At 70.5% G+C, this 22,040-nt stretch carries 24 protein-coding genes; 13 read left to right on the top strand and 11 right to left on the bottom strand.

Annotated elements, in window-relative coordinates:
* Nucleotides 1-67: 67 nt before the first annotated feature.
* On the bottom strand, nucleotides 68-2,008 hold the full coding sequence (locus tag J3S20_RS25380) for an oxidoreductase (RefSeq protein ID WP_216839714.1): 1,941 nt from the start codon (nucleotides 2,006-2,008) through the stop codon (nucleotides 68-70).
* The gene (locus tag J3S20_RS25385; protein WP_216839715.1) at nucleotides 2,009-2,983 is read right to left on the bottom strand and encodes a Bug family tripartite tricarboxylate transporter substrate binding protein; all 975 of its coding nucleotides are present in this window, start codon (nucleotides 2,981-2,983) and stop codon (nucleotides 2,009-2,011) included.
* Between the two features lie 144 nt (nucleotides 2,984-3,127).
* Here J3S20_RS25385 and J3S20_RS25390 point away from each other — a divergent pair, with 144 nt between their 5' ends.
* Nucleotides 3,128-3,943, top strand: coding sequence for an alpha/beta fold hydrolase (locus J3S20_RS25390; RefSeq protein ID WP_216839716.1), 816 nt, complete (start codon nucleotides 3,128-3,130; stop codon nucleotides 3,941-3,943).
* Here J3S20_RS25390 and J3S20_RS25395 read toward each other — a convergent pair.
* The gene (locus J3S20_RS25395; protein ID WP_246603257.1) at nucleotides 3,921-4,808 is read right to left on the bottom strand and encodes an alpha/beta fold hydrolase; all 888 of its coding nucleotides are present in this window, start codon (nucleotides 4,806-4,808) and stop codon (nucleotides 3,921-3,923) included. The genes J3S20_RS25390 and J3S20_RS25395 overlap by 23 nt on opposite strands.
* Nucleotides 4,809-4,959: 151 nt before the next feature.
* Between J3S20_RS25395 and J3S20_RS25400 the strand changes: the two genes are divergently transcribed.
* The 9 genes from J3S20_RS25400 to J3S20_RS25440 all read left to right on the top strand — a co-directional run bounded on the left by J3S20_RS25400 (nucleotide 4,960) and on the right by J3S20_RS25440 (nucleotide 12,572).
* The gene (locus tag J3S20_RS25400; protein WP_216839717.1) at nucleotides 4,960-5,409 is read left to right on the top strand and encodes an SUF system Fe-S cluster assembly regulator; all 450 of its coding nucleotides are present in this window, start codon (nucleotides 4,960-4,962) and stop codon (nucleotides 5,407-5,409) included.
* Between the two features lie 11 nt (nucleotides 5,410-5,420).
* Nucleotides 5,421-6,914, top strand: coding sequence for a Fe-S cluster assembly protein SufB (gene sufB / locus J3S20_RS25405; protein WP_216839718.1), 1,494 nt, complete (start codon nucleotides 5,421-5,423; stop codon nucleotides 6,912-6,914).
* Between the two features lie 3 nt (nucleotides 6,915-6,917).
* Entirely contained in the window at nucleotides 6,918-7,667 is a 750-nt protein-coding gene (sufC, locus tag J3S20_RS25410) for a Fe-S cluster assembly ATPase SufC (protein ID WP_216839719.1), read from the top strand.
* The gene (sufD, locus tag J3S20_RS25415; RefSeq protein WP_216839720.1) at nucleotides 7,664-8,974 is read left to right on the top strand and encodes a Fe-S cluster assembly protein SufD; all 1,311 of its coding nucleotides are present in this window, start codon (nucleotides 7,664-7,666) and stop codon (nucleotides 8,972-8,974) included. The genes sufC and sufD overlap by 4 nt, the downstream gene beginning before the upstream one ends.
* A gap of 11 nt (nucleotides 8,975-8,985) precedes the next feature.
* Complete coding sequence (locus J3S20_RS25420; RefSeq protein WP_379793834.1) at nucleotides 8,986-10,215, top strand: aminotransferase class V-fold PLP-dependent enzyme; 1,230 nt, start codon at nucleotides 8,986-8,988, stop codon at nucleotides 10,213-10,215.
* The gene (gene sufU / locus J3S20_RS25425) at nucleotides 10,212-10,691 is read left to right on the top strand and encodes a Fe-S cluster assembly sulfur transfer protein SufU (RefSeq protein ID WP_456305710.1); all 480 of its coding nucleotides are present in this window, start codon (nucleotides 10,212-10,214) and stop codon (nucleotides 10,689-10,691) included. The genes J3S20_RS25420 and sufU overlap by 4 nt, the downstream gene beginning before the upstream one ends.
* Nucleotides 10,660-11,055, top strand: a complete 396-nt coding sequence (locus J3S20_RS25430) for an SUF system Fe-S cluster assembly protein (protein ID WP_216839721.1) — start codon at nucleotides 10,660-10,662, stop codon at nucleotides 11,053-11,055. The genes sufU and J3S20_RS25430 overlap by 32 nt, the downstream gene beginning before the upstream one ends.
* Nucleotides 11,056-11,068: 13 nt before the next feature.
* A complete protein-coding gene (locus J3S20_RS25435) occupies nucleotides 11,069-11,434 on the top strand; it encodes a HesB/IscA family protein (RefSeq protein ID WP_216839722.1) in 366 nt (121 codons plus the stop codon).
* A 127-nt stretch (nucleotides 11,435-11,561) separates the two neighbouring features.
* Complete coding sequence (locus J3S20_RS25440; RefSeq protein WP_216839723.1) at nucleotides 11,562-12,572, top strand: catalase family peroxidase; 1,011 nt, start codon at nucleotides 11,562-11,564, stop codon at nucleotides 12,570-12,572.
* Nucleotides 12,573-12,628: 56 nt separating this feature from the next.
* Here the strand turns inward: J3S20_RS25440 and J3S20_RS25445 are convergent, their stop codons facing one another.
* The 5 genes from J3S20_RS25445 to J3S20_RS25465 form a co-directional block, all read right to left on the bottom strand.
* Nucleotides 12,629-13,585 (bottom strand): tripartite tricarboxylate transporter substrate binding protein, encoded by a 957-nt coding sequence (locus tag J3S20_RS25445; RefSeq protein WP_216839724.1) that lies wholly within the window; start codon nucleotides 13,583-13,585, stop codon nucleotides 12,629-12,631.
* A 52-nt stretch (nucleotides 13,586-13,637) separates the two neighbouring features.
* On the bottom strand, nucleotides 13,638-14,579 hold the full coding sequence (locus J3S20_RS25450) for a dioxygenase family protein (protein WP_216839725.1): 942 nt from the start codon (nucleotides 14,577-14,579) through the stop codon (nucleotides 13,638-13,640).
* A gap of 67 nt (nucleotides 14,580-14,646) precedes the next feature.
* On the bottom strand, nucleotides 14,647-15,624 hold the full coding sequence (locus J3S20_RS25455; protein WP_216839726.1) for a Bug family tripartite tricarboxylate transporter substrate binding protein: 978 nt from the start codon (nucleotides 15,622-15,624) through the stop codon (nucleotides 14,647-14,649).
* The gene (locus J3S20_RS25460; protein WP_216839727.1) at nucleotides 15,609-16,295 is read right to left on the bottom strand and encodes a polysaccharide deacetylase family protein; all 687 of its coding nucleotides are present in this window, start codon (nucleotides 16,293-16,295) and stop codon (nucleotides 15,609-15,611) included. The genes J3S20_RS25455 and J3S20_RS25460 overlap by 16 nt, the downstream gene beginning before the upstream one ends.
* Before the next feature lie 4 nt (nucleotides 16,296-16,299).
* The gene (locus J3S20_RS25465) at nucleotides 16,300-17,157 is read right to left on the bottom strand and encodes a fumarylacetoacetate hydrolase family protein (protein ID WP_216839728.1); all 858 of its coding nucleotides are present in this window, start codon (nucleotides 17,155-17,157) and stop codon (nucleotides 16,300-16,302) included.
* Nucleotides 17,158-17,261: 104 nt separating this feature from the next.
* On the opposite strand from J3S20_RS25465, the gene J3S20_RS25470 reads away from it, so the two are divergent.
* The 3 genes from J3S20_RS25470 to J3S20_RS25480 all read left to right on the top strand — a co-directional run bounded on the left by J3S20_RS25470 (nucleotide 17,262) and on the right by J3S20_RS25480 (nucleotide 19,805).
* Nucleotides 17,262-18,005, top strand: coding sequence for a GntR family transcriptional regulator (locus J3S20_RS25470; RefSeq protein WP_216839729.1), 744 nt, complete (start codon nucleotides 17,262-17,264; stop codon nucleotides 18,003-18,005).
* Nucleotides 18,006-18,033: 28 nt separating this feature from the next.
* Entirely contained in the window at nucleotides 18,034-19,077 is a 1,044-nt protein-coding gene (locus J3S20_RS25475; protein WP_216839730.1) for a uroporphyrinogen decarboxylase/cobalamine-independent methonine synthase family protein, read from the top strand.
* 287 nt (nucleotides 19,078-19,364) lie between these two features.
* Nucleotides 19,365-19,805, top strand: coding sequence for a helix-turn-helix domain-containing protein (locus J3S20_RS25480; protein WP_216839731.1), 441 nt, complete (start codon nucleotides 19,365-19,367; stop codon nucleotides 19,803-19,805).
* 32 nt (nucleotides 19,806-19,837) lie between these two features.
* On the opposite strand, the gene J3S20_RS25485 is transcribed toward J3S20_RS25480, so the two are convergent.
* From J3S20_RS25485 to J3S20_RS25495, 3 genes are read right to left on the bottom strand one after another with little or no spacing between them, the layout of a single operon-like run.
* Nucleotides 19,838-20,449 carry a hypothetical protein gene (locus J3S20_RS25485; RefSeq protein ID WP_216839732.1) on the bottom strand — a complete coding sequence of 204 codons (612 nt, stop codon included), beginning with the start codon at nucleotides 20,447-20,449 and terminating at the stop codon, nucleotides 19,838-19,840.
* Between the two features lie 16 nt (nucleotides 20,450-20,465).
* Nucleotides 20,466-21,188 (bottom strand): SDR family oxidoreductase, encoded by a 723-nt coding sequence (locus tag J3S20_RS25490; protein WP_343215303.1) that lies wholly within the window; start codon nucleotides 21,186-21,188, stop codon nucleotides 20,466-20,468.
* Nucleotides 21,185-21,994, bottom strand: coding sequence for an alpha/beta hydrolase (locus J3S20_RS25495; RefSeq protein WP_216839734.1), 810 nt, complete (start codon nucleotides 21,992-21,994; stop codon nucleotides 21,185-21,187). The genes J3S20_RS25490 and J3S20_RS25495 overlap by 4 nt, the downstream gene beginning before the upstream one ends.
* Between the last annotated feature and the right edge of the window lie 46 nt (nucleotides 21,995-22,040).

Here is a 22,040-nt window from a genome sequence, read left to right on the forward strand (position 1 = left end):
ATGCGCCGGCAGGCTGGCCCGGTCCGCCGCCGCGGGCATTGATCCCGGTCAAGCGGGGCGGGTGGCGCTACACCGCCTCTCCCACCCATTGCCCGTCGCGCACGGCGGACATCATCAGCCGCGGCGCCACCGCATCCCCGGCGCGCAGCACGGGCAGGCCGGCGGCCTGCAGCGCCGCCTCCAGCGCCTCCGCCCCCGGGCGGCGCGGCGTGGCATAGGCCAGCAGGGCGACCCCTTCGCGGGTGGTCTCGGCGCCGGTCAGCAGGTGGCGGATGCGCAGCACATCGCCCTCCAGCCCGGCGGGTTCGCGGTGGATCAGCACCTCCACCCGCGCGCCGAAGGCGGCAAGCCGCCGGTGCACGCCCTGGGCATAGAGCGCCGGCACATCGCGGGCGATGGCATCCCGCGGCGTCAGCAGCAGCAGCCGGTCGAAGCGGTCCAGCAGGAATTCGGCGGCGGCGTAGGTGGCGGCGGTGTGGTCGTGGTCGAAGAGCACGGCCAGGCCGCCCGGGCGCCGGTCCTCCGCCATCAGCCCCGCCAGGGCGCTGCGCAGGTCCAGCGCGCCGGGGCAGTTGTGGCGCAGCGGCACCATGGCGGCGCCGGTGGCCAGCACCACCTGGTCCGGCGCCAGGGCCAGCACATCCTCGGCCGTCTCGCCACGGGTCCGCGCCACGCCGGCGGCGGCCGCGCGGGCCACCAGATGGTCGAGGAACGCGCCGACATCGGCGCAGCCCGGCAGGCGCGCATGCAGACGTGCCGCGCCGCTCGGCTCCGCGCCACGGCCGAGCAGCGTCACCCGATGCCCGCGCTCCGCCGCCACCGCCGCCGCCTGCAGCCCGGCCACGCCGTCGCCCACCACGACCACATGCCTTGGCTGGGCGGCGGGGGCCGGCGGCGGCTCGGCATCGGCGAGCGTGCCGGCGCGGGGATTGACGCTGCAGGCGATGGTATTGCCGCGGTCGATCTCGCCCCAGCAGGCATTGCAATAGATGCAGGGCCGGATTTTTTCGACACGCCCGCTGCGCGCCTTCTCTGGCCAGTCCGGATCGGCCAGCAGCGGGCGGGTGAGCATGACGAGGTCCGCATCGCCGGAGTCCAGCAAAGCCGCGGCCATCTCCGGCGCCGTGATGCGCCCCACAGCAGCCAGCTTCACCCCGCCCGCCGCCGCCCGCAGCGGCGCCCAGGCGCCCCGGAACGGCATGGGCGCCTCATGCATGTCCGGCGCGTGCATCCAGAGGCTGGGGCCGTGGCTGCCCTGGCTGAAACACAGGTAGTCCGGCGGCGTCTCCGCCACCACGCAGGCGGTCAGCCGCGCCGCCTCTGCCGGGTCGATCGAGCCCGGCACGCCGTCATCCGCCGGCAGCTTCACGCCCAGGATGAAACCGGCGCCGCAGCGGGCGCGGACCGCGGCGAGAATGGCGCGCAGGAAGGCGCTGCGGCCCTGGGCGTCGCCGCCCCAGCGGTCCTGCCGCTGGTTGGTCACCGGCGAGAGGAATTGCAGCGGCAGGAAGCCGTGCGCCGCCGAGATCTCCACCCCCGAGAACCCCGCGCGCTGCAGCCGATGGGCGCTGTCGGCATATTCCTCGACCAGCCCCTCCACCTCGGCCGAGGTCAGCGCCCGCGGCACGGTCCAGGATGCCGCATCGACCACGGCGGAGGGCCCCACGGCGTTCAGCGCCCGGGCATCCCGATGCGCATTGCCGGCATGCCAGAGCTGGCCGACCAGCGCCGCGCCCTTCCCCTCCACCGCCTCCGCCAGCCGCGCCAGGCCGGGCAGCTGCGCCTCGTCCCAGGCAGCGACGCGGGCGGGCACGGCGGCGGAGCGGCAGGCGGCCAGCGCCTCCGTCACCACCATGCCGGCGCCGCCGGCGGCCCGCGCCGTAAGATGCGCCACCATCACCGGCGTCACCGCCCCCTCCCGCGGCATCCGGCTGCTCATGGCGCCGAAGGTGATGCGGTTGCGCAGGCTGCGGCCGGCCAAAGTGATCGGGCTGAACAGCAGGGACATTCAGCCGGCCACCGCGCCCGAAGCCTCGACCGCGCGGCGCCATTTCGTCAGCTCCTGCCGGTGGATGGTCGCCGCCTGTTCCGGCGTGGCGCCGGTGACGGTGGCGCCGAGCTCGGCCAGCCGGGCGCGGATTTCGGGCTTGGCCAGGGAAACAGCGACCTCCGCCGACAGCCGCTCGACGATCGGGGCCGGGGTGCCGGCGGGAGCAAAGAGCATGACCCAGGCACCGGCATCGAAGCCCGGCACCGTCTCCGCCACCGCGGGCACATCGGGCATCAGGGCGGAGCGTTCGGCGCCGGTCACCGCGATGGCGCGCAGGCGGTTGTCGGCCAGGAAGGGCGGCAGGGTCAGGATTCCCTCGATGCACATCTGCACGTCATTCGACAGGATGGCCTGCAGCGTGACCAGCCCGCCGCGATAGGGGACATGGGTGGCGGTGAGGCCGGTGGCCGCGCGCAGCATCTCCATCGCCAGGTGGTTGGTCGCCCCGACGCCGGAGGAGGCATAGTTGAGCCGACCGGGATTGGCCTTCGAATAGGCCACCAACTCCGCCAGGTTGCGCACCGGCAGGCTGGGCGAGACCACCAGCACCTGCGGGAAGGTGGCGAGGTGGCTGACGGCGACGAAATCCCGCGCCACGTCATAGGTCAGGTTCGGCATCATCGCCGGGCCGATCGCCATATTGCCGGGGGAGCCGACCAGGAAGGTCTCGCCATCCGGCCGGGCGCGGGCCGCGACCTCCGTGCCGATGCTGCCGCCCGCGCCGGTGCGGCTTTCGACGATGAAGGGCTGGCCGAGCCGGGCGGAAAGATCTTGCGCCACCAGGCGGGCCACCACATCCACGGCCGATCCGGGGGTGAAGGGGAAGATGAAGCGCACGCCGGCGCGGGGCCAGCTGCCCTGGGCCAGGGCCTGGCTGGCACCCAGCGCCGGCAGCAGCGCCATCAGCCCGCGTCGTCCGAGTGTGATGCTCATGGTGTCCTCCGTCCCGTCGCTTGCATGCGACTTGTGCGGCAGAGGCTGCACCCGGGCGTCCGGAATCCCAAGACCCGATTTGCAGCGGGCTTCCGCCGCCGCGCCACCGGCCATAGAAGCGCGGCGAGGCGGGGGAGGCAGGGCATGGGCCAAGAGGGGTTCTACGAGGCGGGTCGGCGCGTCGCGCTGCCGGGCGTCGCGCTCTGGGTCACGGATACGGGCGGGGAGGGGCCGCCGCTGGTGCTGCTGCACCCCAATACCGGCACCGGCGAGGTGTGGGAGAAGCAGGTGCCGGCCTTCGCCGCCGCCGGCTATCGCGTGATCACCTTCGACCGCCGCGGCTGGGGCCGCAGCATCCCGGACCCCACCAGCGGCCCGCAGCCGGGCAGCGTGGCGGAGGATCTGGAGGCGCTGGCGGCGCATCTCGACCTGCCGCCCTTCCACCTGCTCGGCGTCGCCGGCGGCGGCTTCGTGGCGCTGGACTATGCCGCCTGGCAGCCGGGGCGGGTCCGCAGCCTGGTGGTCGGCGCCAGCTACGGCCAGGTGATGGAGCCGGAGATCCAGGCCTTCTTCACCCGCATCGCGACCCCCGACTTCCAGCGCCAGCCCGGCGTGCTGCGGGAGGTCGGCCCGACCTATCGCGGCACGGACCCCGAGGGCACGGCGCGCTGGGTGGAGATCGAGCACCATGCGCGCCAGAAGGACGCCGTGCCGCAGCCGCTGCGCACGCCGAATACCTACGCCAAGATCGCCACCATCGCCTGCCCGTCGCTGGTACTGGCGGCGGGCGCCGACCTCTACGCGCCGCCCGCGCTGATGAAGCTCTGGGCGGCGCATCTGCGGGCCCATCAGTGGGACGTGCTGCCGGAGGCGGGGCACGCCATCGCCTGGGAGGAGCCCGAGGCCTTCAACGCGAAGGTGCTGGCCTTCCTGGCCGCTACTTCTCCGACGCCGCGATGATGCCGCCCGCCAGGCTGGCCGGGATCCGGTTGGTCCAGCGGCCACAATCCACCTGGGTCACGAAATCCAGCACCGCGCGGTTGAAGGCGTCCGGGTCCTCCAGGTTCATGGTGTGGCCGCATTTCGGCATCACCAGCAGCGCGCTGCTCTTGATGGTGCGCTTCAGATAGAGGCTGGCTTCCAGCGTGGGGTCGTCCTCGTCGCCGGCGATCACCAGCGTGGGCACCGTCATGGCGCGGAACTGCGCCTCGAGGTCAAACAGGCTGGGGCGGCGGCGCTGCACGCCGTTCATGGTGAGCGCGGAGCCCTCCGTGCTGTGCTCGCAGAGCTGGGCCTGGAATTCGGCATAGCCGCGCGGGTCCTTCTCCTCGAAGACCAGGCGGGTGGGGCCACGGCTGTAGGTCTTGCCGAACTTGTCCATGCCCTCCGCCCGGATGCGGGCGATGGCGGCGTCCGTCTCGGCATGGAACTGCGCGGTCTTGCCCGGGGCGGCGCCATAGCCGACGCCGGCGGCGACCAGGCTGCGGGCGAGGCCGGGGTGGCGCAGGCCCATATGCAGCGTGGCGAAGCCGCCCATGGACAGGCCCACCACATGCGTCGGGCCGAGGCCGAGGCCGTTGATGACGGCCGCGATGTCATCCGTCGCGCGGTCCTGGCTGTACTTCGCCGGGTCGCTCGGCACCTCGGAGGGGGTATAGCCCCGCGCGGCATAGGTGACGCAGCGATAGCGGCGGGAGAAGAAGCGCATCTGCGCCTCCCAGCTGCGATGGTCGCCGGCATATTCATGCACGAAGACCATCGGCGTGCCGCTGCCGGCCTCCTCGTAATGCAGGCTCACCCCGTCATCGGTCTGCAGCATCGGCATGGTGTTGGTATCCCAGGTTTGGCGCGGGATGGTGCCGCCCGAATCCCCTGGCCGCAAGCCGCCCATACCTTGACTCCAAGGGGGGGCGAGCGCATCTGCAATCCGGACCCATTGGGTCCCCTTTGAACACGGTAGAGGGAGCTTCCGCCTCGTGCTGCGGGTCTCGAAATTCACCGACTACGCCGTGGTGGTGCTTTCGCGCCTTGAGGCGGAAGGCGGGGTGCAGACCGCGCCAGGCCTGGCCGCCGGCACCGGCATCGCCGAGCCCACGGTCGCCAAGGTGCTGAAGATGCTGTCCCAGGCCGGGATTGTCGAGGGGTTGCGCGGCGCGCGCGGCGGCTACCGGCTGCTGCGGCCGCTGTCCTCGCTCGGCCTGTCGGAGGTGATCGTGGCCATTGATGGCCCGATCGCGCTGACCGCCTGCGTCGATGGCGGGTTCGGGCTGTGCGAGGCGGAGCAGACCTGCCCCGTGCGCGGCCGCTGGGACCCGGTCAATTCCGCCATCCGCGGCGCACTCTCGGCCATCATGGTCAGCGAGATCGCCTCCCCGCCCGTTCCCCGCCGCGCTGCCGCCCTGCAGCCCGTTCTCGTCGCCGAGTAGGATCAGCCGATATGGCCGCCGTCACCGAGACCATCGAAGCCGTCCAGTCCGTCGCCGACGGCGGGTACAAGTGGGGCTTCGAGACCGATATCGAGATGGACTTCGCGCCCAAGGGGCTCAGCGAGGACATCGTGCGCTTCATCAGCGCGAAGAAGAAGGAGCCGGCCTGGCTGCTGGAATGGCGGCTGAAGGCCTATCGGCACTGGCTGACCATGGAGGTTCCGCATTGGGCCGCCGTGTCGCATCCGCCGATCGACTTCCAGGACGCCTACTACTACGCCGCGCCGAAGCAGGGCCCGAAGTCGCTGGACGAGGTCGATCCCGAGCTGCTGAAGACCTATGCCAAGCTCGGCATTCCGCTGAAGGAGCAGGCGATCCTGGCCGGCGTCGAGGGCGCGGGTGACAGCCCCTCCGAAGGCGGGCGCATGCCGATCGCGGTGGATGCGGTCTTCGACAGCGTCTCCGTCGCCACCTCCTACAAGGAGCGGCTGGCGAAGGACGGGATCATCTTCTGCGCGATCAGCGAGGCGGTGCACACGCATCCCGAGCTGGTGCGGGAGTATCTCGGTTCGGTGGTGCCGCAGGGCGACAACTACTACGCCGCGCTGAACAGCGCCGTCTTCACCGATGGCAGTTTTGTTTATATCCCGAAGGGCGTTCGCTGCCCGATGGAGCTATCCACCTACTTCCGCATCAATGCGAAGAGCACGGGGCAGTTCGAGCGCACGCTGATCATCGCGGATGAGGGCAGCACGGTCAGCTACCTCGAGGGCTGCACGGCGCCGATGCGCGACGAGAACCAGCTGCACGCGGCGGTGGTCGAGCTGGTGGCGCTGGATGACGCGTCCATCAAGTACAGCACGGTGCAGAACTGGTACCCCGGCGATGCCGAGGGGAAGGGCGGCATCTACAACTTCGTCACCAAGCGCGCGGCCTGCCGCGGCAAGCGCAGCAAGGTGTCCTGGACGCAGGTGGAGACCGGCAGCGCGATCACCTGGAAGTACCCGTCCTGCCTGCTGATCGGCGATGACAGCGTCGGCGAGTTCTATTCGGTGGCGATCACCAACAACCGCCAGCAGGCCGATACCGGCACGAAGATGTTCCACATCGGCCAGCGCACGCGCAGCACGATCGTGAGCAAGGGCATCAGCGCGGGGCGTGGGCAGAACACCTATCGCGGCCTGGTGAAGATCAGCCCGAAGGCGTCCGGCGCGCGCAACTTCACGCAGTGCGACAGCCTGCTGATTGGCGACCAGTGCGGCGCGCATACCGTGCCGTATATCGAGAACCGCTGCATGACGGCGAAGGTGGAGCATGAGGCGACCACAAGCCGGATTGCGGAGGACCAGCTCTTCTACTGCCGCTCCCGCGGCCTGTCGCAGGAAGATGCGGTTGGCATGATCGTCAACGGCTTCTGCCGCGAGGTGCTGAAGGAGCTGCCGATGGAATTCGCCGTGGAAGCGCAGAAGCTGCTGCAGATCAGTCTCGAAGGTTCGGTGGGCTAAATCATGCTGAAAATTGAAAACCTGCACGCCAGCATCGACGGCAAGCAGATCCTGAACGGGCTGAACCTGACCATCCCGGCGGGTGAGATCCACGCCATCATGGGGCCAAACGGCTCGGGCAAGTCCACGCTCAGCTACGTGCTCGCGGGCCGCGAGGGTTACGAGGTGACGGAGGGTTCCGTGACCTTCGGTGACCTCGACCTGCTGGCGATGGAGCCGGAGGAGCGTGCGGTGGCCGGTGTGTTCCTCGCCTTCCAGGCGCCGGTGGAACTGCCGGGCGTGGGCAATGCCAACTTCCTGCGCACGGCGCTGAACGCGGTGCGCCGTGCGAAGGGCGAGGCGGAGATCGACGCCATCCAGTTCCTCAAGCTGGCGCGCGCCCGCATGAAGGTGCTGAACATGCCGGACGACATGCTGAAGCGGCCGGTGAATGTCGGCTTCTCCGGCGGCGAGAAGAAGCGCAACGAGATGCTGCAGATGGCGCTGCTCTCGCCGAAGCTGGCGCTGCTGGACGAGACCGATAGCGGCCTCGACATCGATGCGCTGAAGCTGGTCTCGGATACGGTGAACAGCCTGCGCGGGCCGGCCTTCTCCGCGCTGGTCATCACGCACTACCAGCGGCTGCTGAATCACATCGTGCCGGACCGGGTGCATGTCCTGTCCGCCGGCCGCATCGTGAAGTCGGGTGGGCCGGAGCTGGCGCAGGAGCTGGAAGCCTCCGGCTACGGCGCGATCCAGGCGGCCGCGGCATGACAGCGATGAACGGCACCGGGCCCGCCGCCTTCCTGGGGCGGCATGAGGGGCTGCGCGGGCGGTTGCCCGGCGCGTCGCTGCCCTGGGTGGAGGCGCTGCGTGACCGCAGCGCCGCCGCCTTCCGGGCGCAGGGCTTTCCGACACGGCGCGTTGAGGCGTGGAAGTACACGGACCTCGCGGCTGTCAACACCAGCGTCTTCGGAGAGCCGCTGACGGGCGTGGACGATGCGCTGGCCCTGCCGCCGGCGACCGGCCCGCGCGCGGTCTTCATCGATGGACGCTTCCGCGCGGATCTCTCGAACCTCGAGGGGCTGTCCTACACGGTCGAGAACCTAGCCTGGGCGCTGCCGACGCTGGAGACGCGCCTCGGCGCGCTGGTGCGGCCGGAGGAGCAGGCGCTAGCCGCGCTGAACGGCATGCTCTTCGAGGATGGGCTGGTGGTGACGGTGCCGGACGGCGTGGCAGCCGGCGTGCTGCATCTCGTCTCCTTCGCCACCGAGAGCGAGCGCGCGCCCGCCTTCCATCCGCGCCACCTGGTGCGGCTGGGCGAGGGTGCCTCGCTGACGCTGATCGAGACGGCGGCCGGGCCGGTGCGCGCGCGCTACCTGCACAACCCGGTCTTCGAGATCGAGGTGGCCGCTGGCGCGCGGATGAACCATGGCCGGCTGCAGCAGGAAGGGCGCGAGGCCTTCTTCCTGTCCACCGTCTATGCCCGCGTGCAGGAAGGCGGCACCTACGACAACTTCACCATGAATGCGGGCAGCCGCCTGGCGCGCAACGAGATCCATGTCGCGCTCTGCGGCCCCAAGGCCGAGTGCCACATGAACGGCGTGCAGCTGCTGGCCGATGGGCAGCATGCGGATACGACGACCGCGCTGGACCATGCGGCGCCCGACTGTTCCTCCCGCCAGACCTACAAGACGGTGCTCTCGGGCAAGTCGCGCGGCGTGTTCCAGGGCAAGATCCTGGTGCGGCAGATCGCCCAGAAGACCGATGGCTACCAGATGAACCAGGCGCTGCTGCTCTCGCCGGAAGCCGAGATCGACAGCAAGCCGCAGCTGGAAATCTACGCCGACGACGTGAAGTGCAGCCACGGCGCTACGGTGGGGGAGCTGGATGCGGAGCAGATCTTCTTCCTGCGCTCCCGCGGCATTCCGGCGGAGCAGGCCAAGGCCATCCTGGTCGAGGCCTTCCTGACGGAGGCGGTGGAGGCCGTGGCGGATGAGCATATCCGCGAGGCACTGACGGGCGCCGTCGCCGGCTGGTGGCAGCGCCAGGGCATCCAGGGTGGGATCGAGGCCGCGTGATGGACGGGCACATGGCGCCGCCGCTGAATCTGGACGCGATCCGCGCGGATTTCCCCATCCTGTCGGAGAAGGTGCGCGGCAAGGCCTTCACCTTCCTCGACAGCGGCGCCTCCGCCCAGAAGCCGCGGCAGGTGATCGGCGCCATGGTGCGGATGATGGAGACGGCCTATGCCAATGTCCATCGCGGCGCCTACCACATGAGCGAGCAGGCGACCGAGGCCTATGAGGCCGCCCGCGGCGCCGTGGCGCGTTTCCTGAATGCTGGTGATACCCGGGAAATCGTCTTCACCGGCAGCAGCACGAACGCCATCAACCTGGTGGCGCACAGCTATGGGCGCGGCGTGATGAAGCCGGGGCAGGCGGTGGTGATTTCCGAGATGGAGCACCACGCGAATATCGTGCCCTGGCAGATGGCGCGCGACGCCGTGGGCATCGAGCTGCGCGTGTGCCGGATCACGGACAGCGGCGAGCTGGACCTGGATGACCTCGCCGCCAAGCTGGCGGACGGCAAGGTCGGGTTGGTGGCGGTCACGCACATGTCCAACGTCCTCGGCACCGTCACGCCTGCCGCGCAGATCGCGCGCATGGCGCATGAGGCCGGCGCGAAGGTGCTGTTCGATGGCAGCCAGGCGGCGGTGCATCGGCGCGTCGATGTGCGCGAGATCGACGCGGATTTCTATGTCTTCACCGGGCACAAGCTGTACGGGCCGACCGGCATCGGCGTGCTCTACGCCAAGGGCGCGCTGCAGGAGGTGATGCCGCCCTTCCTCGGCGGCGGCGACATGATCGCCGAAGTCTCCTTCGAACGCTCCGTCTGGGCGCCCTATCCGGCGAAGTTCGAGGCCGGCACGCCGCCGATCATCGAAGCGATCGGCCTGCACGCCGCGATCGACTATGTCGAGGCCATCGGCATGCCGGCGATCGAGGCGCATGAGCGTGCGCTGGTCGATCGCGCCATGGCCCGCCTGCCCCAGATCGAGGGCGTGACCCTGCTCGGCCGCGCGCAGGATCGTGGCGGCGTCTTCGCCTTCGCGATCGACACAGCCCATGCGCATGACGTGGCGACGCTGCTGGATCGCGCCGGCATCGCCGTGCGCTCCGGCCGCCATTGCGCCGAGCCGCTGCATCAGCGCTTCAACGTCGAGAGCACCTGCCGTGCCTCCTTCGGCCTCTACACCACGCCGGCGGAGGTCGATCTGCTGGCCGATGCGCTGGGCCAGGCGCGGGAGTTCTTCCGATGAGCGGCGGCCTGTTCGACGATCTGCGCGACCTGTACCAGGAGGTCATCCTGGACCACGGCCGCAAGCCGCGGAACTTCAAGCGGCTGGAGGACGCCAACCGCACGGCGCGCGGCGACAACCCCATGTGCGGCGACCGCATGGAATTGTTCGTCAGGCTGGCCGAGGATGGCCATATCGAGGAGGCCGCCTTCCAGGGCCGCGGCTGCGCCATCTCCATGGCCAGCGCCTCGCTGATGACGGACACGATCAAGGGCAAGACGCAGGACCAGGCGCGCAAGATGGGCGAGAATTTCCGCGCCCTGGCCATGACGGGCGTCTGCCCCGACTGCGGCGGCGACATCGCGGAGGACATGGAGCGCCTGGCGCCGCTCTCCGGCGTGCATGACTTCCCGAGCCGCGTGAAATGCGCGACGCTGGCCTGGCACACGCTGAACGCGGCGCTGGATGGCGGCGCGAAGGAGGCGAGCAGTGAGTGAGACCCCGAATGCGCCGGTGCATGGCAGTTGGACGCCCGAGGGTGGCACGGAGCCGCCGGTGCGGGTGAACGAGGATGCCGTGATTTCCGTCCTCAAGACGGTCTTCGACCCCGAGATCCCCGTCGATATCTACGAACTCGGCCTGATCTATGCGGTCGAGATCGGCGATGATGGGCACGTCAAGGTGGAGATGACGCTCACCACCCCCTCCTGCCCCTCGGCACAGGAACTGCCGGTGCAGGCGGAGGAGGCGGTGCGGGCCGTGCCGGGCGTGACGGATGTGACGGTCGAGGTTGTCTGGGATCCGCCCTGGGACCAGAGCCGGATGAGCGAAGACGCGCGCCTCGCGCTGAACATGTATTGAGGGAGGCCATGCGATGAGCACAACCACCCAAGCCCGCCCACGCCGCGCCCTGCCGCCGCTGATGGGGCTGTCCGATGCCGCCGCGGAGCGGCTGCGCGGGCTCTACGCCACCGGCGAGGCCGGCAAGACCTTGCGCATTGCGGTGAAGACCAAGGGCTGCTCCGGCATGGCCTATGACCTGTCCTGGGTCGACGGGCCGGGGTCGGGGGATGAGGTGGTGACCGACAAGGGCGTCACCGTGGTGGTCGACCGCAAGGCGACGCTGTTCCTGATCGGCACGGTGATGGATTACGAGGTGAAGGCCATGTCCGCCGGCTTCACCTTCACCAATCCGAACGAGAAGGGCCGCTGCGGCTGCGGCGAGAGTTTCCACGTCTGACGGGCTGACCGCCCTCCCGGCCGGCTGACTCGACAGAAGTTCTTGCAAGCCGGGTTTGCGCCAAGGATGCTCGGGCCCAGCGGCGACGCAACGGATCGTCGCCGCAAAAGCTGCCGAGGAACCTGCCATGAAAGCTTCGCTCCAGAGAGTCGCGCCGGCCGCCTGCGCCTTCATGGCGCTGCTGGGAACGGCCTTGGCCGTCAGCCCGCAGGCCCGTGCCGAGCCACCCTCCGCCGAGGCCATCATCGAGGCCTTCGAAGGCGTGCTCGGCCCGATCCGCACCAGCCGCCCGAGCCACGCCAAGGGCACCTGCGCCGCCGGCCATTTCGTCGCGACGCCCGAGGGGGCCCGCTTTTCCGTGGCGCCCGTCTTCAACGGGCAGCGCGTGCCGACGATCATCCGCTTCGGCGTCGGGGTCGGCAATCCGGCCGGGCCCGATACCGGCCGGACGACGCGCAGCCTGTCCATCCGCTTCGAGACGCAGGCTGGCGACATCTGGGACATGGCGAATATCTCCGCCCCCATCTTCGGCGCGCCGACGCCGGAGGCGATGGTGGCCGGACTTGTGGCCCGGCGTCCGGACCCGGCGACCGGCCAGCCCGACCCACAGAAGGTCGCGGCCTTCCTGGCGGCCAATCCGGCCACCACGCTCCAGGCGCGCTGGCTCGCTGCCACCCTGCCGCCGGCGAGCTGGGCCACCACGCCCTATTGGGGCGTGAATGCCTTCCGCTTTCGCGGCGCCGATGGCGAGGTGCGGCATGTCCGCTGGGTCTTCGAGCCGCGCGCCGGCGTCCAGCGGCTGACCGAGGAGGAGATGCGCACCCGTCCCGCCAACTTCCTGGCCGACGAGCTGCGCGGACGGGTCGCGGCCGCGCCGGTGGAATTCGATATGGTGCTGCAATTCGCGGGCCCCGGCGACGACCTGGTCAACCCAACCATCGCCTGGCCGGATGACCGGCCACGCGCGGTGGTCGGGCGGCTGACGGTCACGGAGGTCGCCCCCGGCCCGGGCGGCGCCTGCGACCCGATCAGCTTCCTGACGCTCGACCTCGCGCCCGGCGTCGAATACAGCGACGACCCGACCCTGCACGCGCGCACCGGCACCTACGCCGTGTCGCTGTCCCGACGCCTGCAATAGCAGGGCAATAGCAGGGCCGGCTGCGGGCCAGCCAGGCTGGCCCGCTTCGGTGCCTGTCAGTTCAGCGTCAGCCCGCGCAGCAGCCCGGCCTTCTGCTCCACATCCTGCTGCACCCGGCGGCTGAAGTCGGCCTGGTTCAGGAAGAAGTTGGTGGGCTGGCTGCCGGTGCGCGCGGCGGCGCGGTAGCTGTCGCTGGCCGCCGCCGTGGCGCAGGCGGCCTCGATACGGGCGACGCGGTCGGCCGGCGTGGCGGCCGGCGCGAACAAGCCGCCGAAGCTGGCCGGCAGCACCTCGAACCCCTGCTCCACCGCGGTCGGCGCGTCCGGGAAATCCGGGTGGCGCTGGCTGTCGAACACCGCCAGCACGCGCAGGTCATTCCGCCCCGCCGCCGAGCCCAGGACGATGGAGCCGACATCGATGCGCCCGGACAGCACTTCCGTCATCACCGCCGCATCGGCGCGATAGGGCACGTGCTCCACCTGCACATTCGCCGCCTGCGCCCATTGCACCATGGCGAGGTGCGGGATGGAGGTGACGCCCAGCGTGCCATAGGTCACCTGGCTCGGCCGCGCGCGTGCCGCCGCCTGCAGGTCGGACAGCGTGCGGAAGGGGCTGTCCGGCTTGACCACCAGCGCCATGGAATTGTTGAACACCTGGCAGATCGGCCGGAAGGAATTGGCCTGCAGCCCGGAGGTCGGCTGGATCACCGGCAGGACGGAGGCGACCAGCGCGGGCACGAAGAGCAGCGTATAGCCATCCGGCGCCGATCGCGCGACGGAGGCCGAGCCCACCGCGCCGGCCGCTCCGTCGCGGTTGATGACGACGACGGTCTGGCCCAGCTGCGGCGTCATCGCTGCGGCGAGGGACCGCACCAGCAGGTCGATCGCATTGCCCGGCGGATAGGGCAGCACGACCTGCACGGGCCGCGTCGGAAACGCCTCCTGCGCCTGGGCGGTGGGCACGGCGAGCGCAAGCGCGGCGGTAGCGGCCACCACGGCGCGGCGGATGATCATGGACATTGCCTCCCTGGGTCGTGTTCTTGGACGTCTTGGTACAAGACGGCGATCAGCCCGCCGGCATCAGCTTGGAAGGGTCGGAGCCGACGCGGCCCGGCACCAGCTTCGACGGATCGGAGCCGACGCGCCCGCCCGCCCCATCCGTGTCGCGCGACAGGGTGAAGTCGTAGCGGATGCTCGGCATGCCGGGGACCGGCGCATCCGGCAGGTCGTCGCGCGGCGAGATGACGAGGGACTGCGAGACGCCGAAGACCGTGTCGCTGTCCACATGCGCGTCGCCGGCGAAATACAGCGCCGTCACCAGCTCCCGGTGCTCGGGCGCCGAGATCAGCACATGGATATGCGCCGGGCGGTAGCCGTGCCGCGCCTGGCGCTTCACCAGGTCGCCCACCGGCCCATCCATCGGGATGGAATAGCCGAGCGGCTTCACCGTGCGGAAATGGAAGCGGCCATTCTCGTCCGTGCGCAGCTGGCCGCGCATGTCCATCACGCTGGGGTCATGCGCCTGCAGGTCGTAGTGGCCCTCCGCATTCGTCTGCCAGACATCCATTTGCGCATGCGGCACGCCGCGGCCGGCAGTGTCGGTGACCTGGCCGTAGATCATGATCTCCGGCGCATGGGCGATCGTCACCAGGCTGCCGCCGAGCTCGATCTGCGGCGCGCCCTCGCGGAAGAAGGGGCCGAGCAGGCTGGTCTCGGTGCCCGCGGCCTCCCGCCCCTTGGCGTCGTGCATCACATTCACCAGGCGCGACAGGCCGATGACGTCCGACAGCAGGATGAACTCCTGCCGGTAGGGCGTGCAGGCCTGGCCGACGGCGGTCATGAAGGCGATGCCCTTCAGCCATTCGTCCGGCGTCAGGTTCGTCTCCCGCGCGAAGGCGTGCAGGTGGCGCACCGCCGCCTCCATGATCTCGCGTAGCCGCGGATCGGGCGTGGTGGCCATCTGCTCGATGACGGTATCGGTGATTCCCTTGGCGTCGATGTCCTGCATCGGTCCCTCCTGTCCTCGCAACGTGGGCGGATAGGTTGTGCTCGCCCGGGTTGCGGAATGATGTCGTTCAGCCCGGCTCGATCCGTGCGTCGCGGATGATGTCGCGCCACTTGGCCACCTCGGCCGCGGTGCGCGTCGCCAGATCCTCCGGCGTGCCGCCCAGCGGTTCCACGCCCTGGTTGCGCAGCGTCTCCAGCGCCTCGGGCTTGCGCAGCCATTCATTGGTCGCGGCGTTGATACGGTCGACGATCTCGCGCGGCGCGCCCGCCGGCATGTAGATGGCCCACCAGCCCTCCACGACGAAGTCGCGCAGGCCGAGCTCCTGCATCGTCGCCACATCCGGCAGGTTGGAAGTGCGCCGCGCGCCGGTGCTGCCGAGCACGCGCAGCTTGCCCTCCCGCACATGCTGCATCAGCGGCAGGTAGTGGTAGAACATCGCATCCACCTGGCCGGAGAGCAGGTCCGTCACCGCCTGGGCGCCGCTGCGATAGGGCACGTGCACGGTCTGCACCCCGGCGCGCAGATCCAGCAGCGCCTGGGACAGATGCCCGGTGGTGCCATTGCCGGCGGAGGCGAAGGTCAGCGGCCGGCGCTTTGCCAGTTCCAGCAGCCCGGCGAAATCCGCTGCGCCGAGTTCCGGCCGCACCGCCAGCACGACCGGCGCGGTGACGAAGGGCACCACGGGCGTGAAATCGCGCACCGCATCGGAGCCGGGTTCGCGATAGAGGCTCATATTCACGCCATGCGTGCCGCTGGTGCCGAGGATCAGCGTGTAGCCATCCGGCCTTTCCCGCGCGACGGCGGCGGCGGCGATATTCCCGCCGGCGCCGCTGCGATTGTCCACCACCACGGTCTGGCCCAGCGCCTGGGTCAGGTGGTTGGCGATGGCGCGGCCGAACAGGTCCGTGGTGGTGCCGCCCGCGAAGGGGACCACCAGGCGCAAAGGCCGCGCCGGCCAGGCCTGCGCCCTTGCAAGCCCGGGCGTGGCGAGGCCGAGCATCGCCCCGGCGGCAAGCTGGCGGCGGCTGATCATGCGGCGGAGCATGTGACGTTTCCTTTGGCCCTGATGGGCGTGACATGGTCTTCGAGTCCCGGCTCCGCCACGCCGCGCCGCATCACCAGGCAGGATGCTGGCAGGTCCTGCCGGAAACTGGCGCCGGAGTCGGCCAGGCGGTGCAGGAAGCGGTCGAGATGGCGCATGGCGCCGCCGGGCAGGTCGTGCAGTACCAGGAGAGGCCGCGGCTGGGCGAGGCACTGCGCCAAAGCGATGTCGGGCCAGCCCTCCGGGTCGCGCCAGTCGCCCGGCACGGCGGACCAGAGCACCACCGTATGGCGCTGCGCGGCCAGGTGGTCGCGCGCCTCGGCGCTCAGCAGATGCGGGCCGAGCCGGCCGCCGCCGCCGACGGGGCGAAACAGCCGGTCCGGATGCGCAAGCCGCCCGATCAGGCGCTGCGTGGCGCCGATCTCGGCCTCCGCATGGCCGGCATCCTGCCTTTCGCCCAGCGGACCGGAATGGGTGAAGCTGTGATTGCCGATCCAATGACCCTCGGCATGGGCGCGTTCCACCAGCGCCAGGCGGGCCGGTTCAACCAGCTTGCTGCCGATGACGAAGAAGGTCGCAGCAATGCCGTGGCGACGCAGCACTTCCAGCACATGCGGCGTCACCTCGGGTTCGGGCCCGTTGTCGAAGCTCAGCGTGACAACGGGCCCGGCCATGGGGTCAGGCCTCGTCCTCGATCGTGTTGCGCAGCACACCGAGGCTTTCGATCTCCACCTCCACCACATCGCCGGGGGCGAGGAAGCGCGGCGGCTTGCGGGCATAGCCGACGCCGGAGGGCGTGCCGGTGGCGATCACGTCGCCGGGCTCCAGCGTCATCACCTCGGACAGGATGGCGATCAGCTTCGGCACCTTGAAGATCATGTCGCCGGTGGTGCTGTCCTGCATCACCTCCCCGTTCAGGCGCGTCATGATCCGCAGGTTGTCGGCACCGGGCGAGACTTCATCCGCGGTGACGATCTCCGGCCCGAAGGCGCCGGTGCGGTCGAAATTCTTGCCGACGGTCCATTGCGTGGACTTGCGCTGGAAGTCGCGCACGCTGCCCTCGTTGAAGCAGGCATAGCCGGCGATGACGGACAGCGCATCGGCCTCGCGCACATGCCGCGCGCGGCGGCCGATGACGATGGCGAGCTCCGCCTCCCAGTCCAGCTTCTGGCTGGCGCGCGGGCGCAGCATCGGCTGGTCGTGCGCGACGAGGGAGGTGGCGCCGCGCATGAAGACGGCCGGGTAGTCGGGGATCGGGTTGCCGCCTTCCTTGGCGTGCAGCGCATAGTTCAGCCCGATGCAGATCATCTTGCCCGGCACCGGCACCGGCGGCAGCAGGGTGAGGCCGGCGAGCGGGCGGCGTGGCGCATCCTTGGCGCGCGCGGCGAGGCTGGCGAGGTAGTCCGCCCCCTTGGCCAGCAGCGCCGGCATATCGGCCGGCACATCGCCGCCCAGCCCGTCCAGCGCCACCACATCGGCGCCAAGGCGCAGGCCGAGACGGGGCTTGCCCGCATCCTCGAACGTCAAAAGCCGCATGAATCACTTCCTCCGAAGGCTGCAGGTTTTCCCGATAAAATGGGAAAGTCAACGTGTTTTAACGCTCTTGTCGTGCGCCGCGCCAGGCGCCATCCTGCATCCGAATGTCCTTCGCCCCCACCAGCCCGAACGGATCGCCGGATACCCAGGCCACCGCCGTCTATCGGCGGCTGCGCTCGGACATACTGGAGGGGCGCCTGGCGCCCGGGCTGCGGCTGAAGGTGCAGGAACTGGCCGGTCACTACGGCGCCGGCCCCGCGCCGCTGCGGGAGGCGCTGGCCCAGTTGGCGGCGGAGGGGCTGGCGCGGCGGATCGAGCAGCGCGGCTTCCGCGTGGCGGATGCCGACCCGGCGGGCTTCGCCGGGCTGATCCGCAGCCGCTGCCTGGCGGAGGCGCTGGCGCTGCGCGAATCCATCGCCCGCGGCGATGCCGCCTGGGAAGATGCGCTCGCCGCCGCCGAACGCCGCCTGGCGCGGCTGCCAAGGTCCACCGATCCCGCGCGCTTCGTCAGTAACCCGGCCTGGGAGAGTGCGCATCGCGCCTTCCACCACGCGCTGATCGCGGCCTGCGAGGCGCCGCCGCTGCTGGCCTTCTGCGACCGGCTGCGGGAGGAGGCGGACCGCTACCGCGCGCTGGCCAATGCCGTGGCCTATCCGGGCCGCGACGTCGCCGCCGAACATGCCGCCATCGCCGAGGCGGCGCTGGACCGCGACGCGGACCGCGCCGCCGCGCTGCTGTCCGAGCACCTGGCCGCCACCGGCGAATTCGTGCGGGTTGCGCTGGAGAAGCGGCATGCCTCTCAGCGCGGCGGCCGGCGCGCCGAAGCCGCCCCGCAGCCGCGCGCCTGAAGAGTCACGCCCAAAGGGAGAGAACGCCATGGCCGATGCCAAGACCCTGCTGCCGACCACCGTCGTCGGCAGCTATCCGCAACCCGCCTGGCTGGTGGACCAGGCCGTGCTCCGCAAGAACAACGTGGTGCCGCGCGTGCGGCTGAAGGAGATCTGGCGCGTCTCGGAGGATGCGCTGGAACAGGCGCAGGACGATGCGACGCTGATCGCGATCCGCGACATGGAACGCGCCGGCATCGACATCATCACCGATGGCGAGATGCGCCGCGAGAGCTACTCCAACCGCTTCGCCCTGGCGCTGGAGGGCGTGGACGTGGACACGCCGGCGATGGTGACGGGCCGCATGGGCAAGCCCACGCCGGTGCCGCGCGTGGTGGGCGCGCTGCGTCGCCGCCATCCGGTGGAGGTGCGGGACATGCATTTCCTGCGCGCCAATACCGAGCGCGGTGCGAAGATCACGCTACCCGGCCCCTTCACCCTGTCCATGCAGGCGCATGACGAACACTACAAGGACGAGGAGGCGCTCGCCATGGCCTATGCCGAGGTGGTGAATGCCGAGGCGAAGGACCTGGTCGCCGCCGGTGCCGATGTCATCCAGCTCGACGAGCCCTGGCTGCAGGCGCGGCCCGAACAGGCGAAGCGCTACGGCGTGAAGGCGATCAACCGCGCGCTGGAAGGCGTGCCGGGCACGACGGTGGTGCATCTGTGCTTCGGCTATGCGGCGGTCGTGTCCGAAAAGCCCTCCGGCTATTCCTTCCTGCCGCAGCTTTCGGATTCGCTCGCCGGCCAGATCTCGATCGAGGCGGCGCAGCCGAAGCTCGACCTCGGCATCCTCTCGGAACTGTCGAACAAGACCATCATGCTCGGCGTGCTCGATCTCGGCACGGAGGAGGTGGAGACGGCGGAGACGGTGGCGCAGCGGATCCGCGCCGGGCTGCGGCATGTGTCGGCGGAGCGGCTGGTGCCCGCGCCCGATTGCGGCATGAAGTATATTCCGCGCAGCCGTGCCTTCGCGAAGCTGAAGGCGCTGGCCGAAGGCGCGGCGATCGTGCGGCGCGAATTGGCCGGCTGAATCCATCGCCGCGCGCGGGTTTTCGCGCGCGGCTCGGCGCGCGCCTGCGCCATCCTTACATTGATTGACAAATCTGAACGGGATTTCTGCCGCATCAAGGATCATCATCCGCTTCGACATTTGCTGCGTGCCGGCCATCGCAAGGACGTCGGCCCCAGGGCCGCCGCCAGGGCGCTGCTTCGCCCGCTGTGATGTCCACCTCGCCAAGGTGAGGCTTCCGGCGCGCCATCCCATCGGCGGCACTGCGCTGATTGGGGTTCGATGCAGGCAACGGGAGAGGCGGTGAAGTGAGCGCATTGCAAGCCGAGCCGAACGGCGTCGTTCGGAATCCGCTGCGGGCCATGGCGGATCAGGTCAATATCAGGCTCGGCCAGCGCATCCGCGAGCTGCGCCGGCTGCGGCAGATGAACCAGTCCGATCTGGCGCGGGAGCTGGGCGTCACCTTCCAGCAGGTGCAGAAATACGAGCAGGGCGCGAACCGCGTCGCGGTCGGGACGCTGCTGCAGATCGCGCAGGCGCTGAAGGTGCGCCCGGAAGCCCTGCTGGGCGATACGCTGCCTGGCGGATCGCTGGCCATCTGCGGCAGTCCGGACAGCCTATCGCCGAAGATGTTCGCCGAGCAGTTGCAGCTGACCGAACTTTTCCTCTCCATCCCCGACCCGGTCTGGCGCCGCCGCGTGCTGGACCTTCTGGAACTGCTGAGCGCCGCGAGCCGTCGCGGCGACTGAAGCCTGCACCCGGAAAAAGGGGCTGCGTCCGATCAGCGGGGCGGCGTGGCGCCCTGTGCGACGGTCAGGAATTCCGCACGACGCGTGGCAAAATCCGCCACCTCGCCCACGCAGACCGTGCTGGTGCGGCCGCGTGGCGTCTGCAGGATGACAAAGAGGGTGCGGATTTCCTGCGCCCGCGCCGGCAGGCCCTCTCTTGGACGGATCATGCCTTCCAGTAGCAGGCCCACCAGATCACCCTGCCGGTAGGTTTCCTGATGCTGGATGTCGTAGATCGGCGACATGGCGCGGATCGCCGTATCGCGCCAGACCGGATTCTGGACCGCCTCGTTCAGCTGGGCCTGGCTCAGGCTTGCCGTCGCCGGATCCTCCGCGAAGCTGACCTGGCAGCCGGTGTCCCTGTCCGAGGGGCGGCGCACGCCGAAGATGGTGGCATAGGGCGGTCGCGGGGGCAGGGGGCGCACCTCGTAACCCGCGGGCGGAGAGACCGACAGGGCGGCGGCCGTTTCCGGAGCCGACTTGGCTGCCGCCACGCCTGCCAGCGCGCAAAGCGCCGCCGCCACCATCGCCACCCGCATCGCCATGTCCCATCCTGCCTGACGGCGCATCATCGCCGCAGCCCGCCGGGCGTTGCGACGCGCCATGGAACGTGAACACGATTCAGATGGGCGCGAGGCCCACCGTCAGCCCGCCGCAGACATACAGCACCTGGCCGGTCACGAAGCCGCTGCGCGCGTCGAGGAAAAACTGCACAGCATTGGCCACGTCCTCCGGCGTGCCGAGCCGCTTCACCGGCACGCCCTCGATGATCGCGCGGGTGCGTGGGCTGTTGTCGGGATTGGCGCGCTTGAACAGTTCGGTCGCGATCGGGCCCGGCCCGATGGCGTTCACCGTGATTCCATCGGCGGCCAGTTCCAGCGCCCAGGTCCGTGCCAGCCCGATCAGCCCGGCCTTGGAGGCGCCATAGGCGCTACGCAATTCCTTCCCCAGCGCGGCGCGGGAGGCGATGTTGACGATGCGCCCGAAGCCCGCCGCGCGCATGGCCGGCAGCAGCGCCTGCGCCGCCAGCACCGCGCTGCGCAGGTTGACATCCATGACAGTGGCCAGATCCTCGACCGAGGTCTCCTCCAGCGCCGCGGGCTTCACCACGCCCACATTGTTCACCAGCCGCGTCGGCGCATGCCGTGCGGCCACCTCGGCCAGCACCGCCCGCGTCGCCGCCAGATCGGCGAAGTCGCATTGAAGAAAGTCCTCGGCGGGTAGAGGGGCCGCGGGCGGGCGCAGGTCGAGGTTCGCCACCCGCCAGCCCGCCGCCGCGGCACGCTCCGCGACGGCCCGGCCGATGCCGCCCGAGCCGCCGGTCACCAGAACCGTCTCCGTCACCTGTAGGTTTCCTCCAGCCATCCCGCCAGGCGATCCGCCAGGGCTTCCCAGCCCAGGTCGAGCATCATCGCATGGCCCATCCCGTCCAGCAGCGCGAAGGGCGCGGCGTGCCAGGCGGCGGTGCGCACCACGGCATCCGGCGGCACCAGCGGGTCGCGCCTTCCGCCGAAGACCACCAGCGGCCGGCCGAGGCCCCAGGCCGGCGGCACCGGCTGCGGCGCCTGGGCTTCCAGCAGCGCCAGGCGGCTTTCGGCGCCCATCCGCGCCAGGTGATGCAACGCCACTGCCTCCGCCATGCCGGGGCCGAAAAGGGCGCGGCGCAGCAGCGCAGCCTCCGCCACCGTGCCGCCCGGCTCCGTCATCCGCGCCACGGCGCGCCAGAGTGGCGGATCGGCGAGGGCAAGGCGCCAACTGGCCCAGGCGAGGCCTTCCGGCGGCGCGGGGGCCAGCAGGGCCAGGCCGGCGACTTCCGGCGCGTCCAGCAGCCGCTGCGCCACCAGCCCGCCCAGCGAATGGCCCACCAGCACCACGCGGCGATGCAGCGCCGCCATGGCCGCCCGCGCATCGGCCATGTAGTCGGCCAGGCCTGCGGGCCGGTCCGGCGTGCCGCGGTTGAAGCCGGGGGCGAAGACCGCATGGCCGGCGGCCGCCAGCCTGGCGCCGAACCCCTCGGCCCAGACCCAGCTGCCGCAGGCCGCGCCGTGCAGCAGCAGCAGGGCCGGCGCATCCGGCCGGGGGGCCGGCGGGTCCCAGGCCAGCATGCGGCCGCGGGCGAAATGCATCTCGGAAGGGTCGGGCGCGCGCATCGCCTGCCATGGTGGCAAGCCACAGGCGCGGCGACAACTGTTCCAA

Source organism: Falsiroseomonas tokyonensis, from assembly GCF_019024325.1.
Lineage (GTDB): Bacteria > Pseudomonadota > Alphaproteobacteria > Acetobacterales > Acetobacteraceae > Falsiroseomonas > Falsiroseomonas tokyonensis.

Excerpts from the sequence above, each read along its gene's own strand:
- J3S20_RS25385 (WP_216839715.1), bottom strand. The coding sequence starts at position 2,983 with ATGAGCATCACACTCGGACGACGCGGGCTGATGGCGCTGCTGCCGGCG.
- J3S20_RS25390 (WP_216839716.1), top strand. The coding sequence starts at position 3,128 with ATGGGCCAAGAGGGGTTCTACGAGGCGGGTCGGCGCGTCGCGCTGCCG.
- J3S20_RS25440 (WP_216839723.1), top strand. The coding sequence starts at position 11,562 with ATGAAAGCTTCGCTCCAGAGAGTCGCGCCGGCCGCCTGCGCCTTCATG.
- sufD (WP_216839720.1), top strand. The coding sequence starts at position 7,664 with ATGACAGCGATGAACGGCACCGGGCCCGCCGCCTTCCTGGGGCGGCAT.
- J3S20_RS25380 (WP_216839714.1), bottom strand. The coding sequence starts at position 2,008 with ATGTCCCTGCTGTTCAGCCCGATCACTTTGGCCGGCCGCAGCCTGCGC.
- sufB (WP_216839718.1), top strand. The coding sequence starts at position 5,421 with ATGGCCGCCGTCACCGAGACCATCGAAGCCGTCCAGTCCGTCGCCGAC.
- J3S20_RS25470 (WP_216839729.1), top strand. The coding sequence starts at position 17,262 with ATGTCCTTCGCCCCCACCAGCCCGAACGGATCGCCGGATACCCAGGCC.
- J3S20_RS25460 (WP_216839727.1), bottom strand. The coding sequence starts at position 16,295 with ATGGCCGGGCCCGTTGTCACGCTGAGCTTCGACAACGGGCCCGAACCC.
- J3S20_RS25465 (WP_216839728.1), bottom strand. The coding sequence starts at position 17,157 with ATGCGGCTTTTGACGTTCGAGGATGCGGGCAAGCCCCGTCTCGGCCTG.
- sufU (WP_456305710.1), top strand. The coding sequence starts at position 10,212 with ATGAGCGGCGGCCTGTTCGACGATCTGCGCGACCTGTACCAGGAGGTC.
- J3S20_RS25475 (WP_216839730.1), top strand. The coding sequence starts at position 18,034 with ATGGCCGATGCCAAGACCCTGCTGCCGACCACCGTCGTCGGCAGCTAT.
- J3S20_RS25455 (WP_216839726.1), bottom strand. The coding sequence starts at position 15,624 with ATGCTCCGCCGCATGATCAGCCGCCGCCAGCTTGCCGCCGGGGCGATG.
- J3S20_RS25485 (WP_216839732.1), bottom strand. The coding sequence starts at position 20,449 with ATGGCGCGTCGCAACGCCCGGCGGGCTGCGGCGATGATGCGCCGTCAG.
- J3S20_RS25395 (WP_246603257.1), bottom strand. The coding sequence starts at position 4,808 with ATGCCGATGCTGCAGACCGATGACGGGGTGAGCCTGCATTACGAGGAG.
- J3S20_RS25495 (WP_216839734.1), bottom strand. The coding sequence starts at position 21,994 with ATGCGCGCGCCCGACCCTTCCGAGATGCATTTCGCCCGCGGCCGCATG.
- J3S20_RS25435 (WP_216839722.1), top strand. The coding sequence starts at position 11,069 with ATGAGCACAACCACCCAAGCCCGCCCACGCCGCGCCCTGCCGCCGCTG.
- J3S20_RS25430 (WP_216839721.1), top strand. The coding sequence starts at position 10,660 with ATGGCGGCGCGAAGGAGGCGAGCAGTGAGTGAGACCCCGAATGCGCCG.
- J3S20_RS25450 (WP_216839725.1), bottom strand. The coding sequence starts at position 14,579 with ATGCAGGACATCGACGCCAAGGGAATCACCGATACCGTCATCGAGCAG.
- J3S20_RS25420 (WP_379793834.1), top strand. The coding sequence starts at position 8,986 with ATGGCGCCGCCGCTGAATCTGGACGCGATCCGCGCGGATTTCCCCATC.
- J3S20_RS25445 (WP_216839724.1), bottom strand. The coding sequence starts at position 13,585 with ATGATCATCCGCCGCGCCGTGGTGGCCGCTACCGCCGCGCTTGCGCTC.
- sufC (WP_216839719.1), top strand. The coding sequence starts at position 6,918 with ATGCTGAAAATTGAAAACCTGCACGCCAGCATCGACGGCAAGCAGATC.